The following is a 14,600-nucleotide window of genomic DNA, read 5'->3' as shown; positions in this document are numbered from 1 at the left end:
CCTCTTATTTCCCCGTCGCCCCATTTCCTGCACCAGCCGCAGCGGTTTCTGCCGTTCCGGATTGCAGGTGATTCCAGTTGATAAGGGTATTCCAGACCATCGGCGCATCGTGGTGGTTCAAATACCGGTGCAGGGGATCGAACGTGAATGCAATGACCCGCCCGGAACCCACCGGAACATTGAAAACCGTGCCGTGACCGATAATCACCTGCTCGTTCCGCACCATGCCCGAAATGACATAGGGCGTTTCTTTCGGAGCGGTTTTGGTTTCCGGTTCTTTCACCGGTTTCCGGTTGGGCATTCCCATGATCGGGCCTTTGTATTCGACCTCATCTTTCAACGGCTTGGTGCCATATTGAAGTAACATCATATCGCGGTCGTATTTGTCGGTCTGCAACAGCGGAGCAATGCCCCGGAAAATCGGGAACGTTTCCGGAAAACCGTACAGAACCGGGCTGTCGGCCTTGCGAACTTTCACCTGCACCACCGAACCGGGGTGGAACAGTCCCGGTACTTCGGCGGGTCGGAGTTCGCGGGCAATTCCGGCTTCGGCAATCATCGACGACGTATTATCCAGCGTCACCAGCACACCACCAGCTTCGACGAACAATTTGAGGTGATTGACCCCGTCGAAACCGGGGCCGCCGGTCATATCCGCCGTGGCATCGGGAAAACCGTGCGACGGAAATTCGGCGGTTTTGGTGTAGGGCAGCGGGCCAAATTTCTTGTCCAGTTCGTGAATGAAATTGCTGGCCGTACCGCGCATCCGCGGAATCAGAATGACGTCGAACTTCTTCCGCAATTCACCGGCTTTCAAATGATCTTTGTTGATCGACGTATACGGAATACCGCGTTGGTCGAACGTAAACCGCGCCCAGCCTTCATCCTGCGTGTTGAACCAACTGTGGTAAATGGCCACGCGCGGCAAACTGACTTCGTGCTGTTTGCCGGTCGGATTGGCGGCCGTCTGTTGTAAGTCCAGCCCAAACTGCGCCATCATTTTCTTCACCTGATCGGCTGTTGCACCTTTTATCACCAGCGACCCGGCCGACAGCGTATCCCTGATGCCCGACAAGGCAAGCTTCTCGTCCAGCACCACCACTTTGGCATTTTTGTTCTGTGCCTTGAGCCAGTACAGAGCCGGTAACACGGTATTCTGCGCTTTGTAATGCAGGACGTAATTCGCGCCTTCACCCGCCAGACTACCGGCATACTTCGCGTCGGCCTGCAACATTTTCAGGTCGTTCATGACGTATTTCACACTGTCTTCGGCCTTTACCTCCACGCCATACAGATAGCCCAGTGTCCAGGCAATGTCATCGTAGGGCGGAAATTTGGCCTCTTTCGGGTAGTTCTGCTTGGTCAGTAACGACACCGCCAGGTTGCGATACGGCTGGTTCAGCAGCACCACATAATCGCCCTGGTTGGTGCCGGTTTCGGCCTTGTGAACTTCAATGCCCTGCGCCCGGAGTTGGTTGACCAGGTAGGTCGCCATCACCGGGTCGCGCTGGCTTTTCGGAATCACAAACGCCCTGGGCGACTCTTCCATGCCTTTCCGGATGTTGTTGACGCCCTTCTGGTAGAAGTTTTTCAGCAACTGTTTGCTGTTGTCGGCGGCATACGAAAGCGCGGCCAAAACCCCGGCCTGCATGTAATTGATCCCGTTCCGATACGACCAGTAGACTTTTTCGGTAGGTGGATTGGGACGATACCATTCCTTGCTTGTAGCCGGATCACCGGCGTATTTCTGGTTGGAAAGATCGCGCAGATACGTCGTTGCCCCGCCATTGCCGAAGGTTTCGTAAAACCGCCCGATGGAGTTGTGGTTGTTGGCAATCCAGAGGGCATAACCGGGATACCAGCCGTCGTAAAATGCCCAGTCGAACACGCCCGGCAGCCCCTGAGCCGCCAGACTCGTGATTTCGTGGTTGGCCATAATCTGCCATTCGCCAATCGTAATTGGATCGATCGTTTCGTTGTAAGGCCCGGTTCCGGTCGAGATGTAGAGGAGCGGCACTGACTCGTGCAGGTCGAGCATGGCCGTGGGGTGCCAGTCGTAATAGATTTTAAAAATCGCTTTCGTCAACTCCTGCGAGACCTGCAAGCCGTCGCGGTTGTTGTCGTGGTAGGTATATTTTCCCCAGTACGGCACGCGCGGAAAACCGTCGTCAAACTCTTTGCGGTTTTTGCTGTAGCGGTTATACCAGTCCACCTGCTTGTCCCAGCCGTCGGGTTCCGAAACCGGGTTGATCAGCACAATGATGTTGTCCCGAACCGCCTTGATTTCTTCCGATGGGCCGGTAATGAGCCGGTATGCCAGTTCCATCAGCATTTCCGGCGAGCCCATTTCGGGAGAGTGTAAACCGCCGTTCAGGTAATACACCAGCTTCGAGTCGCCAATGATTTTGCTGACATCCTGACTGCCCACTTTGCGGGGATCGGCCAGGGTTGCGAGTTGTTTTTTGTAATGATCGAGCCGTTTCATGGCATCCTCGCTGCCAATGGCAATGAGGTGAATCGGGCGACCTTCCTCACTGGTTCCCACCTGTTGCATTGTGATATTCGGCGAGAGCTGGGTCAGTTTCTGGTAATACGCGTAAATCTCTTTCGTGTGATGAAGAATACCGGGTGTGCCGATAATCTGGCCGAAATGCTTACGGGGCGAGGTGATCTTCGGGTCATCGACCAGGTTGAGCACCGAAGACGGTAAGAATTTGGGGTCGGTTGTGTACTCCCTGATCTTCTGGTTATACGTCTCATCAATCGACTGGGCGCGCAGGGCGGTTTTGAAAGAGGTAACTGCCAAACCAATCAGCAGAATCAAAGGGAGCGATCTGGGGCATTTCATACAAGTAGGGTTAAACGCATGGAAGGAATTTAAAAAGGACGTAGAGATGGAGGAGAGCAATTGTAAAATAGCCGTTAAATATGGCAAGCAAAGCCTGCGATTTCAAGATTATGCAGAATTTAATTATATTAAGTTTAAGTTTTGCAGAATAATATAAAGTAATAGGTAAATAGTGCAATGATTTTTTGTCATTCTTCTATTGAAAATGCCCGGTTTGAATTGAAAGTGAAAAAAGGCAGGTCCAGAATGCCCCTAAAACCCTCTGGAGGTGGCTGAGGCAGGAATGGAATTGTTGCCATTGTTACCGCAACCGTTTATATTGAGCCTAATTCAATTGATAATTTTGATTTTTAGCAATATTTCCAAATTTTACGTCTAAAATTTCTATTTATGTTTCAGGTAAAGCCAGTATTTGCGCTGTTGGTGGTCGTATTATTTGGGCAAACTGTACTCGCTCAAAAAGAAAAAGCTGCGGCAATTTCTCAATTAGACAAACAATATTCCCATTATTCGGCTCTCGCGCAGCGAATCTGGGAACTGGCTGAACCCGGTTACATGGAAAATGAGACCAGTAAACTGCTTCAAAAAGAACTACAGGATCAGGGTTTCAGCATCACGACGGGCGTGGCGGATATGCCCACGGCATTCGTTGCCAGTTTCGGGAAAGGCGCACCGGTGATCAGCATCCTGGCCGAAATGGATGCCCTGCCGGGTTTGTCACAGGATTCCGTGCCGGTTCGCAAACCGCTCGTGCCGAATGCCTATGGTCATGCCTGTGGGCACAATCTGTTCGGGGTAGGTTCGGTGGCTGCGGCCATTGCGGCCAAAAACTACCTGCAGCAGTCCGGCAAATCCGGTACGATTCAGTTGGTCGGCACCCCGGCCGAAGAAGGCGCGGGCGGTGGTAAAACGTATCTGGTGAAGGCGGGTCTATTCGATAAAGTCGATGCGGTTTTGCACTGGCATCCGGGCGATAACAACAGCGCGAGTCCGTCGTCCTCTCTGGCCTACCGCGTCGCCACGTTTCAGTTCAACGGACTGGCGGCCCACGCTGCGGCTGCTCCCGAAAAAGGCCGGTCGGCCCTCGATGCCGTCGAAGCGATGAACTACATGGTCAACATGATGCGCGAACACGTGACGTCCAGCACCCGGATTCACTACGTCATCAAGAAGGGCGGTCTGACGTCCAACATCGTTCCCGACTACGCCGAGGTGGAATACACCATTCGTCACCCGTCGGCAAAAGGCCTGGAAGAAGTCTGGGCGCGGTTGATGAAAACCGCTCAGGCGGCTGCGCTCGGCACCGAAACGACGATGACCCACGAAGTGATGGCGGGGCTCTATAATCTGCTGCCGAATGAAACCCTGGCGAAACTGATGCAAAAGAATCTGGAGCAGGTGGGGGGTAACAAGTATACGCCCGCCGAAACGGAATTTGCCAACAAAATCCGGAAAACCGTCAATTCGGAAAGTCTGCCGCCCTTAAGTCGCGCTTCCGACATTCAGCCGTATGCCCTGAATGGCGTAGGTTCGGCGTCCACGGATGTCGGGGATGTCAGTTGGGTGCTGCCAACGGTCGGACTGTCGGCGGCTACCTGGGTGCCGGGCGTTCCGGCGCATAGCTGGCAGGCGGTGGCCTGCGACGGCATGTCGATCGGTTTCAAAGGCATGTTGGTGGCGGCCAAAACTATTTCGCTGACGGCCATCGATCTTTTTCAGCAACCGGCTGTCATCGAGCAGGCTAAAGTTGAACTAATCAAAGCGCGGGGCGAAGGATTTGTGTATAAATCGCTGGCCGGGGATCGGAAACCACCGCTGGATTACCGGAAATAACGTCTGGAGAGTGTTGGTTCTTACATCACCCTGGCCACTTCGAAGTGCATGCCATCGAGCCGGGTGAAGTGGCCGCCCCAGTAGAAACCATGTTTGTTGGCAATCGGCACCAGTTCGCGCACACTCCCTTTTTTCCCGACGAGCGCGGGCATGGTCGAAAGCATGTTCTGGGGTACGTTGATGTCGAAAGCCGTACCGAAAGCGTGGTTGCTCAATTCGGTGCGACTACCGCGAACGAAGCGGGGGACGAACGACCCGGCATAGCTCAACACCAGATCGAGCAAGCCCTCGTTCTCCCATTCGGCCCACATAGACACCAGTTGGGGAGTAGCCAGATGGTGGAATCGAATGGTGCCACTGGCAGGGGCACCGGTTTTTCCGATCAGTTGCGGAATGGTCACTTTGACAATGTTTTTAGATTCCCAGTCGTCCAGAATCTTGATGTTTTCCGGGTTTCCGGGAACGGGCGCAGCCGCAAATTTAAACTTCCCGAACAGGGCCTGACGGGCGGCAATGCCAGCTAGTGGGGAGAAATCGGGTTTCAGCGGCCAGTTGGGGCCTTCTTTCGCCGGGTCGGGGTTGGTCAAAACCGGGAAGCCCAGTTGCATGGCAACACCGACGGTTTTGTTGCCGACAACGCCATCGTCCAGCAGGTTATTTTTCTTTTGGAAAGCCACCGTCGCTTCGTGCGTCCGCAGGCCAAACTTACCATCGGCCACACCGAGTTCAAAACCCTGCCCGATCAGGAATAATTGCCATTTTTTAACGTCGGCTCCTTTGCTGTTTTGTTTGAGAACTTGCATGGGTACGGTGCGTTGGAAGAAGAAATATACTTTTTTGCAAATGGGATTCCATGTAGATGGAAAATGGCCCGGTTTGGACGTGCGTAGTCAGCAATAGTGTACCGAAAAGGAATGAAGTAAAAATAACGTTGAGTAAATGCAGCTCCTTTTAAGAGGAATGAACAGTTTTACGGTATACGTTAAAAATTACCAACAATAAGGTAGCTGTAGTTAACCGGTATCTGATTTTTTCTTTTATTCACGGTATTTTAAACTATTATAAGCGGAATAATGACCACTTAGGTACTTCATAATTCCTGATCGTTTGATGATCATGACTAAACGTACAAAAACTTTTTAAAGGATTATGCCTTGTATTTAGCAAACGGTAAAGATCCCTGCTTTTACGCTTTGAACACCGCTGTCGAGCGCATCCTTCGGATTCTTTGTGTTCTCGACTATCCTGAATCAATCTATTTTTATTCTGGCTGTAGAGTGAATTTAATCTTAACCGAAGAGTCAACGCGCATCCTTCAATCCGTCGATTACCGCTGTTTCCACCCAAAAAATATCGCCGTCTCGGGAAAAGAACAGGTATTTGCCATCGCTGGTCATGAAGGGGCAAAACTCATAGGCATCGGTATTGATTACAGAACCCATGTTTTTTGCTTTTTGCCACTCACCGGTTTTGCTTTTGAAGCTGATGTATAAATCGCCTTTTCCAAACCCTTCCGGTCGCTCGGCGCAGAAAATGAGGTATTGCTCATCCGGTGACACGAAAACATCGGCTTCGTAATGTGCGGTATTGACGCCAGGAGGTAAGGGCTGGGAAGGCTGAAATTTCCCCCTGGCATACCGGGAAAACCGGATGTCATAGTTGTTATCGGTAGATTGATCCGTGCCGCCATTCGACGAAAAGTACATCGTACCTGCTTTCGTGAAGGACATGTAATACTCATTTTTGCTGGTATTGATGCCCGGTCCGGCATTCACCGGCACTGCCGACCAACCGTCTTTCTTTCGCTCGATATACCAGATGTCAAAATCCTTCTTCTCACCCTGTCCGTCGTTCGCCCGATCCGAAATAAAATACAACCGCTTTTCATCCGGCGACAGAAAAGGATCATTGTACTCGTATTGATCGCTGCCCATGACGGTTTTCGGCGCGGTCCAGGTATTGTTTTCAAACCGTATGCACCGAATTTGTGGCTTCTTATTGATAATAACCGCGTAATAAAATTCCGTACCATCGCTCGAAAAAACCGACCCGTATTCGTAATGATCTTTCAATGAAACCACATCCGGGGCAAATAAGATGGGTGTCCTGCCGGGCGGATTCTGATTCAAATACGACGCAGTCGTCTGCGCTTGTAAGGAACCCGATAAAATGAGGATTAGGGCCATTACAGTCCGGAAATAAGTCATATGGGGTTAGGGTTTTAGGTGAAAATAATCTTGTTAAATCGAATTATATCGAAAATCATACCATATACTAAGTGGTTAAAATACAATAGATTGCTGAAATGGTAAGCAGCGATATCGGTTCGTTATCACACATTTTGTGCGGTATTGAACAGACTTTGTGAATCGTAAAATTAGAACGATTGTACCAACAAAAAAGTCACTGCCTAACCAGACAATGACTTTCCAATTCATTAACCTAATGTATAGGCTAAAAGTACGGGCCCCTCTGGATCAAAGCTGTCCAATTTGGGAATGATCCTGTCAATTTTGGGAGAAAAATTGAACTGCCAACCGAAACCTGCCAGAGTCAGATTCGCAAAATCACAGCAGACATTATCCGAATTGATAGCCAAACAATCCGGTAGCAAATTCAGGTGGTCGTAAAATAAAATAACCCGCTCAGAATGAGTGGGTTATTTTCGCAGAGAGAGCGGGATTCGAACCCGCGATACGCTTTAGACGTATACACACTTTCCAGGCGTGCTCCTTCAACCACTCGGACATCTCTCTGGGTCGAAACGGGATGCAAAGATGCGGGTAATTCCTGAAACTTACAACCGGTTTTTGATCCTTACAGGCTCATTTCTCCACAAATCGGCGTAACCAGGCGTTTTTTCAGCCGGTCCGGGTCCGGCTCGTTGGCGAGCAGGAACATCAATTTGGTGATCGCGGCTTCGACGGTACTGTCGCTGCCGCTCAACACACCGATGCGGTCCAGGGCTTTGCTGGTTTGATACCGGCCCTGCGTCACCCGGCCGCCGTCGCACTGGGAAACGTTGAAAATGACCAAACCGCGTTCGATGGCACTTTCCAGCGCATTCAGAAACCAGGTTTCCGTGGGGGCATTTCCGGAACCGTAACTTTCCAGTACCAGCCCTTTTAAACCCGGAATGCCCAGAATGGCGCTGATAATCTGGTGGTTGATGCCGGGAAACAACGGCAGAACCACCACGTTCGTGTCCATTTCCTCGTAAACCGTCAGCTTTGATTCCGGTACATAGGGGCGAATAAACGGCGTATTGTATTCGATGTTGACGCCGGCCATCGCCAGATGTGGGTAGTTTTCGGAATGAAACGCGTTGAAATGCACGCTTTCCTTTTTCTTCGCCCGGTTTCCCCGGAGCAGCATCGAATTGAAGTAGATACAGACTTCCGGCACCATCGGCCGATCGTTTTCCTGCGCAGCGGCAATTTCCATCGCCGTAATAAAATTTTCCCGTGCATCCGACCGGGCCACACCAATGGGCAGTTGCGCGCCCGTCAGAATCACCGGTTTGTTCAATCCTTCGAGCAAAAAGCTGAGGGCTGAGGCCGTGTAGGCCATCGTGTCCGTTCCGTGCAGGATGACAAAACTGTCGTAAGCATCGTAGTTGTCCCGAATGATGCGGGCCAGATGAATCCAGTTTCCCGGTTTCATATTCGAAGAGTCGATCAGTTCGCTCAGCACAATGACCGTTACTTCAAAATCGAGCCGCCGGATTTCGGGAACCCGATCCAGAATCTGCTCAAAATCGAACGGGACGAGCTGATCATTCTGGCGGTCGTAAACCATGCCCAGCGTGCCGCCAGTGTAGATGACCAAAACCGAAGAACGGGACTGACCGGGCATGACCGGATTGATATGAATGGTGCGATACATGTTAGCGGATCAAAAGCTGTTGGGCATTTTTGGTGGTTTGCGCATCGACCTGGGCGAGCGGAATCTGCTTCAAATCGGCGACCCGCTGGGCAATCAGCTTTAGGTACGCCGGTTCGTTTCGTTTGCCCCGGTAGGGGACGGGAGCCAGATACGGCGCATCGGTTTCGAGCACCAGATGCTCCAGGTCGATGAACGGAAGCACTTTATCCAAACCGCCATTTTTAAAAGTCGAAACGCCACCGATACCCAATTTGAAACCCAGTTCAATGGCGCGGTGCGCTTCCTCAACGGTTCCGACAAAACAGTGGAAAATGCCGTTCAGGTTGGGCAAAGCCAGTTTTTCGATGAGATCGGCGGCTTCGGCAAAGGCATTTCGACCGCCATTAGCGGCAGAACGGCTGTGAATGGAAATCGGCAAATTTCGCTGCGAGGCCCATTGCAACTGAACCGTGAAGGCTTCAAACTGGCGGTCGACGTGGGTCAGATCCCAATAAAAATCCAGACCAATTTCGCCGATGGCAAAAAATGGATAGCGGTTTAGCCAACTTTCGACGGTCGCCAGTTCGTCCTCGACGGTTTCAGTAACATAGCAGGGGTGCAGTCCCATCATGGGCAGACAACGGTCGGGAAACCGCCCGGCCAGGGCCATCATGGCGTCGATGGTTTCGGTGGCGCAATTGGGCATCCAGATTTGGGCAACGCCCTGGGCTTCAGCCGCCGACAGCATGGCTTCCTTGTTCTCAAACTGTAAATCGTAAATATGGGCGTGGGTGTCGATCATGAATACGTTCGGCCTTTCCAGACCAGCTTCGTGGGTAACCAATAATAAATCAGTGAAATAAAATAGCCGATGTGCAGATAAAACTCGAAGCCGATCAAATACGGTAACAGGTCCCACCGGCGAAACCGGTTCAGAATCCAGAGCAACTGGGCCGTCTGGGTAACAAACTTAATCAGCCAGATCGTTGCCGCTGCGGTCGGAAACCAGAACGCCAGAACGATCAGCAAGGGATAAAAAAGCAATTGCAGGAGAAAAAGAACGATGAAGTACGGCGGTAACTGCAACGCCCCGACCATCCAGCGTTTTCGTTGGTGCAACCAGCTTCGCCAATCCGGTAACGGCAATGTGGTTGCCAGGACTTCCCGATGGAAAAGGTTACCAAACGAAAAACCGTGATGAACAATCTCCGTAAACAGTTGGTAATCTTCCACCACCGAAAAAGGCAGATTTTCGTACCCGCCCACCGCATCGTAAGCCGTTCGACGCACCGCCATGTTGTTGCCCATTGCCGTCACCGGAATGTTCAGATCGGTCAATTGCTTGATCAGGTACTGACCATAAAACCAGTCGACGGCCTGTAGTTTCTGAAAAACCGTTTGTCCGACAATCTGCGTGCAGCCCGTCAAAATCCCGAGTCGTTCCTGTTCAAACGGTTGTAGCATCCCGGAAAGCCAGTCGGGCGAAACTTCGCAATCGGCGTCGGTAAACAACAGAATCCGGCCCTGCGCGTGTTGGGCTAACTGCGCCAGCACATTGGCTTTTCCGGCCTGTTTTCCTATTTTTCCCTTGATGGTAAAAAGACGGTATTGCGGTTTGTTGCGAATAAAACCGGCCACCAGTTCCCCGGTTTGGTCTTCCGACTGGTCATTGCCAATCAGCACTTCGTAGCGATCCGGCGGATACCGAAGTTGCCCGACGGCCTGAAGACAGCGGAGAATCGTGTCCTCCTCATTGCGGGCGGCAATCAGAATGCTGACGTCGATATTCACGCCACCAAAGTCCTGAAACCGGACGTTTGGGGTAAACCGTCAAAGCGATACCCCCGTTCTGAAAAATGGGACAGGACCCGCGGAAGGGCGTAACTCATGCGGGGCCAGGCTTTCAGGCTGTCGTGAAACAGGATGATGGAACCGGGTTCGGTGTATTTCAGCGTTTTCTGCAAAACCACTTCCGGCTGCAGCGACAGCGAAAAATCGCCCGTCAGCACATCCCACATGATGACATCATGCGTTTTGAGGACTTCGTGCCCCTGGCTGCGTTTCATACGGCCGTAGGGCGGACGAAAAAGCCGGGTTGGCAGGTCCAACTGCTGCTGACACTGTCGAACATTTTCCAGATACGGTTCGTCCTCGGTTTTCCAACCATTCAAATGGTTAAAGGTGTGATTGCCAATGGAATGGCCTGCCTGGTGTACCTGCTGAAAAATCCCGGGATGCTTTTTGACGTTGTCGCCAATGCAGAAAAACGTCGCTTTGGCCTGGTGGTTTTGCAGCGTTTCCAGCACAAATTCGGTGACGTCCGGGATAGGGCCGTCGTCAAACGTCAGGTAAATCACCTTCTCCTGAGTCGGAACGCGCCACTCAAACCGGGGGTAGAGGGCCCGAAGCAGAAAATTTGTTTTATGTAAAAACATAGAATCAGTTCGCTGATGCGGTTTTTGGTGGGATTAACGCAACGTCCGGTCTTTCCAGCGGAATCCCTTTTGTTGAGCCGCCAGCCCGAAAAATACCACGTACAACGGATAAACTAGTTGCGTGACCGGAATCCAGAAAAGTACCGGCTTTTTTTTCAGGAACACCAATACGGAGCCCAAAAATAGCCACTCCGGCACAGCTTTCAAGGCCACGATACCGATAAGTTGGGGCGCCGACAGATTCCCGAAGCCATAAGCGAGCAGGGCGACGGGCAACGCCAGGTTGCTGGCAAAGATAAAAACCGCCAAAACCGACGGCAACACACTCTGGTACGCGCGCCATTTGCTGGCCCACCGCTTCCGCTGGTGGTAGAATGCTCCCAGCGTCGGCTGCGGAGCAGTGTGGACAATCGCATCCGGGCTTTTCAGGAATTTTACGCCCGCTGGATAGCGGCTGGCAATCTTGTGCATGAGCAGTTCATCGTCGCCGGAAGCCACATGGTCGATGCCGTCAAAACCGTCTACGGCTTCAAAAGCCCGTTTTTCGTAAGTCAGATTGGCTCCGTTGCACATCGTCGGAAAGCCCAGCGCCATCGTGCAGGCCCCTGCACCGATGAGGCTGCTGCTTTCAACGGTTTGCAGGTTGCCAAAAGCGGAATGATCGGTGTTGAAACTGATCGGGCCACTGATGAGTTGGGCGCCGGTTTGCTGGTAAAAAGCCGCAATCGTTTCGAGCCACTTTGGTCCAATGCGGCAGTCGCCGTCGGTCGTTACAATCAGATCGCCGGTGGCCATCGCGATGCTTTGCCGAATCGCCCGTTTTTTCGGCGACGTGGTCGGTTCGTTGGCCAGTGGCAGCGGACGGAGGGAATACGGCATCTGTCCAACCAGCGACTGCGTGATTTTCAGCGTGTTATCCGTTGATGAGTCGTCCGCGACAATGACTTCAAAACCGTCGGGAGAATAGGTCTGGTTTTGCAAATCACGAAGCAGCAGGGGCAAGGTATGTTCTTCGTTGCGAACCGGAATGATGACACTGATTCGGGGTGAACTGGCGTTTTGGGACATTGCGGGAACCGTAAACACGGTCATCCGCCACCAGGTAACGGCCAGAATAAGCGTGAAGAAAGCGTAACTGATAGAAATAAAAAGAAGAGTGTAAACCATTGTCGGTCAGTTCGTTGATAGCTTTAGTTTCCAGACCCAAAACAGCCCGACCAACACCGGAGCCAGAATATTGAACAACCAGAGCGTGAGCGTCGCCGACAGAATTTGCGGAGCCGGAACCTGCCATTGGCCGAACACCCACATGGATGTAGCTTCCCGAACACCCAGATCACTGAGCAGGTTAAAGGCCGGAATAATCGTTTTTCCCAGATACACCAGCCCGATCCCCGTAGCGGTTTCCCGAAGCGGTAACTGAATGCCGAAAATGAGCAAGGCAAAATAAAATTGCAGCGAGAAAGTCAGGTAGCGGAGCGAGGCCGCACTGAAAGCCAGGACCAATTCTGTCGTTGTATAATAGGAAGCGACCGACCAGTATTTTTCCCAGCGTTGCAGCCAGCGAATGGGCAGATGAACCAGGCGGTGCCGCTGCCGGGCCGCCAAAACCGCCAGCCCCATCGTCAGCACCAGGAGCCAGAACAGCACGCCCTGCGCAACGGGCCACGCTTCCGTCTCGAACTGAAGCTGGACGAACAGAGCGATGGTTCCGAAAAAGACGGCGGCCAGAAACTGCATTCCGCCCGAAACAAGAGCCGCACCGATGCCCTGCCAGCGTTGGTCGGAGCGGAGCGACAGCAGCCGGCCAGCGGTGTCGCCCAGTTGGGCGGGCAGGGCAAACCCCATTGCCAGACCGGCCAGCACGCCCTGGGTCGCTTCTTTTACCGTAATGGGTTCGACCCGTTGAACCAGGATTTTCCATTTCAGGGCTTCGAGCAGCCAGTTGGCGGGCGTGAGCAATAGCAACAGCAAAGCCGGAATGCTGAGCCAGTTGGCGGTTTTCCAGTAGGTGAAGACGGATTGCAGGTCGTGTTGCTGGCGATTCAGGGTAATACCGATGTAACTGACGATCAGGGTAAGAATGCCGATTTTCGACCAAAAAACGATTTTTTTGGTCCTGGAATATGTTCTTTGAGGGACGAACCCGTTACTTTGCATAGTTTCCTTGCTAAAAATCCGTACGACCTTCCATGCCCATTCCACTTGCTGCTACCGAACTTGAAGCGTACGACAAAATTATTCTGGGGGTCGATCCCGGAACGCAGATTGCGGGTTATGGCGTCATCCGAATCCAGAAAGACCAGATGAGTATGCTGCAATACGGCGTCATTCACCTGAGCAAATATAGCACCCACGAACTGAAATTGAAGAAACTCTTTGATCGCATGATTCAGCTCATCGAGGAACACCTGCCCGATGAAATGGCGATTGAAGATCCATTTTTTGGAAAAAATGTCCAGGCGATGCTGAAACTGGGGCGCGCGCAGGGAGTGGCTATGGCCGCTGCGCTGTCACGCGGCATTCCGATCGTGGAATATTCCCCCCGGAAGGTGAAGCAGTCGGTGACGGGCAATGGCAACGCGTCCAAAGAGCAGGTCTCCCACATGGTTGGACACCTGTTGCATGCCGAACTGAACCCCGAGTTTTTCGACGCGACCGATGCCCTGGCGATTGCGATTTGCCACCATTTCCACAAAAATGCGCTGCCGGGAACAAAATCGACGGGTAAGAAGTCGAAGAAAGGAGCCTGGTCGGCTTTTGCCAACGAAAACCCCGGCCGCATTTCCTGATGGCGTAAAAAAGGTACTTTTCACTTCGCAAAACAGGGGAAACTACGCACTATTCTTTCCAAACAACCGTGTACTTTTGGGCATCGAAACGAATTGTCCGCTCTCCACCGGTTTTGATCCTGGTCTTTCAGGGAATGGGGAGCAAATAGTTGACCTGATACGATGAAAAAGCTATTCAGAAATCGATTGATGTTGGCCGCTTTTTACCTGCTGGTTGGACTGGGGCTCACCACCCTGGGCCGGGAACAGGTGCGTTCTAAAAATCTGGGCGTCATCAACTCCAAAACCATCTTCAGCCACAAAAAAGGCGCTGCCAGCCCCAGTGGTGTATACATGGTTCTCAAACTGATCAAAGTGATTTAATCACACCATGGGATTGCCAGCCGCCCGGGTCGGAGATCTGCACGTTTGCCCGATGGTAACGGGCACCGTACCCCACGTGGGTGGCCCCATTTTGCCGCCCGGTCAGGCTGTCGTTCTGATTGGCGGCCAGCCCGCAGCCGGTGTCGGTGATTTGTGTACCTGCGCAGGCCCGCCGGATTCCATCATCAAAGGATCGGCAACGGTTTTGATTGCCGGAAAACCAGCCGCCCGCGTAGGCGATACGACGGCCCACGGCGGCACCATCGTGCTCGGCCTCTCCACCGTCTTGATTGGCGGTTAAAACGCTTCCCAATTCGTTTTCGTTTAGGACTTACGTCGGATCAAGAGCAAAAGTTGTGGAGCATCTTGGTTTAAGCATATAACTGCGTTAATCGATAAAGGAAAAACTCGACGTTTCTTACCCCTCTGAACTGAGCCCGGAAGGCTTTGATCTTGGCATTGAAG

Annotated in this window: 13 protein-coding genes and 1 tRNA gene; 4 read left to right on the top strand and 10 right to left on the bottom strand. The window is 52.2% G+C overall.

The features are described 5' to 3' along the window. Positions 1–4: 4 nt before the first annotated feature. Positions 5–2,848, bottom strand: coding sequence for a M14 family zinc carboxypeptidase (locus DUE52_RS28825; RefSeq protein ID WP_114409562.1), 2,844 nt, complete (start codon positions 2,846–2,848; stop codon positions 5–7). 390 nt (positions 2,849–3,238) lie between these two features. Between DUE52_RS28825 and DUE52_RS28820 the strand changes: the two genes are divergently transcribed. Further along, positions 3,239–4,681, top strand: coding sequence for an amidohydrolase (locus DUE52_RS28820; protein ID WP_114409561.1), 1,443 nt, complete (start codon positions 3,239–3,241; stop codon positions 4,679–4,681). A 20-nt stretch (positions 4,682–4,701) separates the two neighbouring features. Here the strand turns inward: DUE52_RS28820 and DUE52_RS28815 are convergent, their stop codons facing one another. The 9 genes from DUE52_RS28815 to DUE52_RS28775 all read right to left on the bottom strand — a co-directional run bounded on the left by DUE52_RS28815 (position 4,702) and on the right by DUE52_RS28775 (position 13,140). Then, a complete protein-coding gene (locus tag DUE52_RS28815) occupies positions 4,702–5,484 on the bottom strand; it encodes a M15 family metallopeptidase (RefSeq protein WP_114409560.1) in 783 nt (260 codons plus the stop codon). Between the two features lie 498 nt (positions 5,485–5,982). Beyond that, entirely contained in the window at positions 5,983–6,867 is an 885-nt protein-coding gene (locus DUE52_RS28810) for a TolB-like translocation protein (protein WP_222930340.1), read from the bottom strand. Between the two features lie 482 nt (positions 6,868–7,349). Then, positions 7,350–7,437: transfer RNA gene (locus DUE52_RS28805), tRNA-Ser, on the bottom strand. 61 nt (positions 7,438–7,498) lie between these two features. Next, positions 7,499–8,566 (bottom strand): asparaginase, encoded by a 1,068-nt coding sequence (locus DUE52_RS28800; protein ID WP_114409558.1) that lies wholly within the window; start codon positions 8,564–8,566, stop codon positions 7,499–7,501. A gap of 1 nt (position 8,567) precedes the next feature. Continuing rightward, positions 8,568–9,347, bottom strand: coding sequence for a TatD family hydrolase (locus DUE52_RS28795; protein WP_114409557.1), 780 nt, complete (start codon positions 9,345–9,347; stop codon positions 8,568–8,570). Then, positions 9,344–10,336: a glycosyltransferase gene (locus DUE52_RS28790; RefSeq protein WP_114409556.1), complete on the bottom strand. Its 993-nt coding sequence runs from the start codon at positions 10,334–10,336 to the stop codon at positions 9,344–9,346. The genes DUE52_RS28795 and DUE52_RS28790 overlap by 4 nt, the downstream gene beginning before the upstream one ends. Further along, positions 10,333–10,980: a polysaccharide deacetylase family protein gene (locus DUE52_RS28785; protein ID WP_114409555.1), complete on the bottom strand. Its 648-nt coding sequence runs from the start codon at positions 10,978–10,980 to the stop codon at positions 10,333–10,335. Before DUE52_RS28785 ends, DUE52_RS28790 begins: the two co-directional genes overlap by 4 nt. A 33-nt stretch (positions 10,981–11,013) precedes the next feature. Further along, positions 11,014–12,147, bottom strand: coding sequence for a glycosyltransferase (locus DUE52_RS28780; RefSeq protein WP_114409554.1), 1,134 nt, complete (start codon positions 12,145–12,147; stop codon positions 11,014–11,016). Positions 12,148–12,153: 6 nt separating this feature from the next. Beyond that, entirely contained in the window at positions 12,154–13,140 is a 987-nt protein-coding gene (locus DUE52_RS28775; RefSeq protein ID WP_114409553.1) for a lysylphosphatidylglycerol synthase transmembrane domain-containing protein, read from the bottom strand. Positions 13,141–13,172: 32 nt separating this feature from the next. On the opposite strand from DUE52_RS28775, the gene ruvC reads away from it, so the two are divergent. From ruvC to DUE52_RS28765, 3 genes are all read left to right on the top strand, one after another. After that, positions 13,173–13,772 carry a crossover junction endodeoxyribonuclease RuvC gene (gene ruvC, locus DUE52_RS28770; RefSeq protein ID WP_114409552.1) on the top strand — a complete coding sequence of 200 codons (600 nt, stop codon included), beginning with the start codon at positions 13,173–13,175 and terminating at the stop codon, positions 13,770–13,772. A 162-nt stretch (positions 13,773–13,934) separates the two neighbouring features. Beyond that, on the top strand, positions 13,935–14,135 hold the full coding sequence (locus DUE52_RS32235) for a hypothetical protein (protein WP_133299972.1): 201 nt from the start codon (positions 13,935–13,937) through the stop codon (positions 14,133–14,135). Between the two features lie 7 nt (positions 14,136–14,142). Then, positions 14,143–14,436 (top strand): PAAR domain-containing contractile injection system baseplate protein, encoded by a 294-nt coding sequence (locus DUE52_RS28765; protein WP_114409551.1) that lies wholly within the window; start codon positions 14,143–14,145, stop codon positions 14,434–14,436. Positions 14,437–14,600: the final 164 nt, after the last annotated feature.

Origin of the sequence: Larkinella punicea (genome assembly GCF_003334855.1) — a bacterium.
GTDB classification, from domain to species: Bacteria; Bacteroidota; Bacteroidia; order Cytophagales; family Spirosomataceae; genus Larkinella; species Larkinella punicea.
This window is presented reverse-complemented; position numbering and strand designations above follow the sequence as displayed.

Coding starts and splice junctions, on each gene's coding strand:
- DUE52_RS28825 (WP_114409562.1), bottom strand. CDS start 2,848: ATGAAATGCCCCAGATCGCTCCCTTTGATTCTGCTGATTGGTTTGGCA.
- DUE52_RS28820 (WP_114409561.1), top strand. CDS start 3,239: ATGTTTCAGGTAAAGCCAGTATTTGCGCTGTTGGTGGTCGTATTATTT.
- DUE52_RS28815 (WP_114409560.1), bottom strand. CDS start 5,484: ATGCAAGTTCTCAAACAAAACAGCAAAGGAGCCGACGTTAAAAAATGG.
- DUE52_RS28810 (WP_222930340.1), bottom strand. CDS start 6,867: ATGGCCCTAATCCTCATTTTATCGGGTTCCTTACAAGCGCAGACGACT.
- DUE52_RS28800 (WP_114409558.1), bottom strand. CDS start 8,566: ATGTATCGCACCATTCATATCAATCCGGTCATGCCCGGTCAGTCCCGT.
- DUE52_RS28795 (WP_114409557.1), bottom strand. CDS start 9,347: ATGATCGACACCCACGCCCATATTTACGATTTACAGTTTGAGAACAAG.
- DUE52_RS28785 (WP_114409555.1), bottom strand. CDS start 10,980: ATGTTTTTACATAAAACAAATTTTCTGCTTCGGGCCCTCTACCCCCGG.
- DUE52_RS28780 (WP_114409554.1), bottom strand. CDS start 12,147: ATGGTTTACACTCTTCTTTTTATTTCTATCAGTTACGCTTTCTTCACG.
- DUE52_RS28775 (WP_114409553.1), bottom strand. CDS start 13,140: ATGCAAAGTAACGGGTTCGTCCCTCAAAGAACATATTCCAGGACCAAA.
- ruvC (WP_114409552.1), top strand. CDS start 13,173: ATGCCCATTCCACTTGCTGCTACCGAACTTGAAGCGTACGACAAAATT.
- DUE52_RS32235 (WP_133299972.1), top strand. CDS start 13,935: ATGAAAAAGCTATTCAGAAATCGATTGATGTTGGCCGCTTTTTACCTG.
- DUE52_RS28765 (WP_114409551.1), top strand. CDS start 14,143: ATGGGATTGCCAGCCGCCCGGGTCGGAGATCTGCACGTTTGCCCGATG.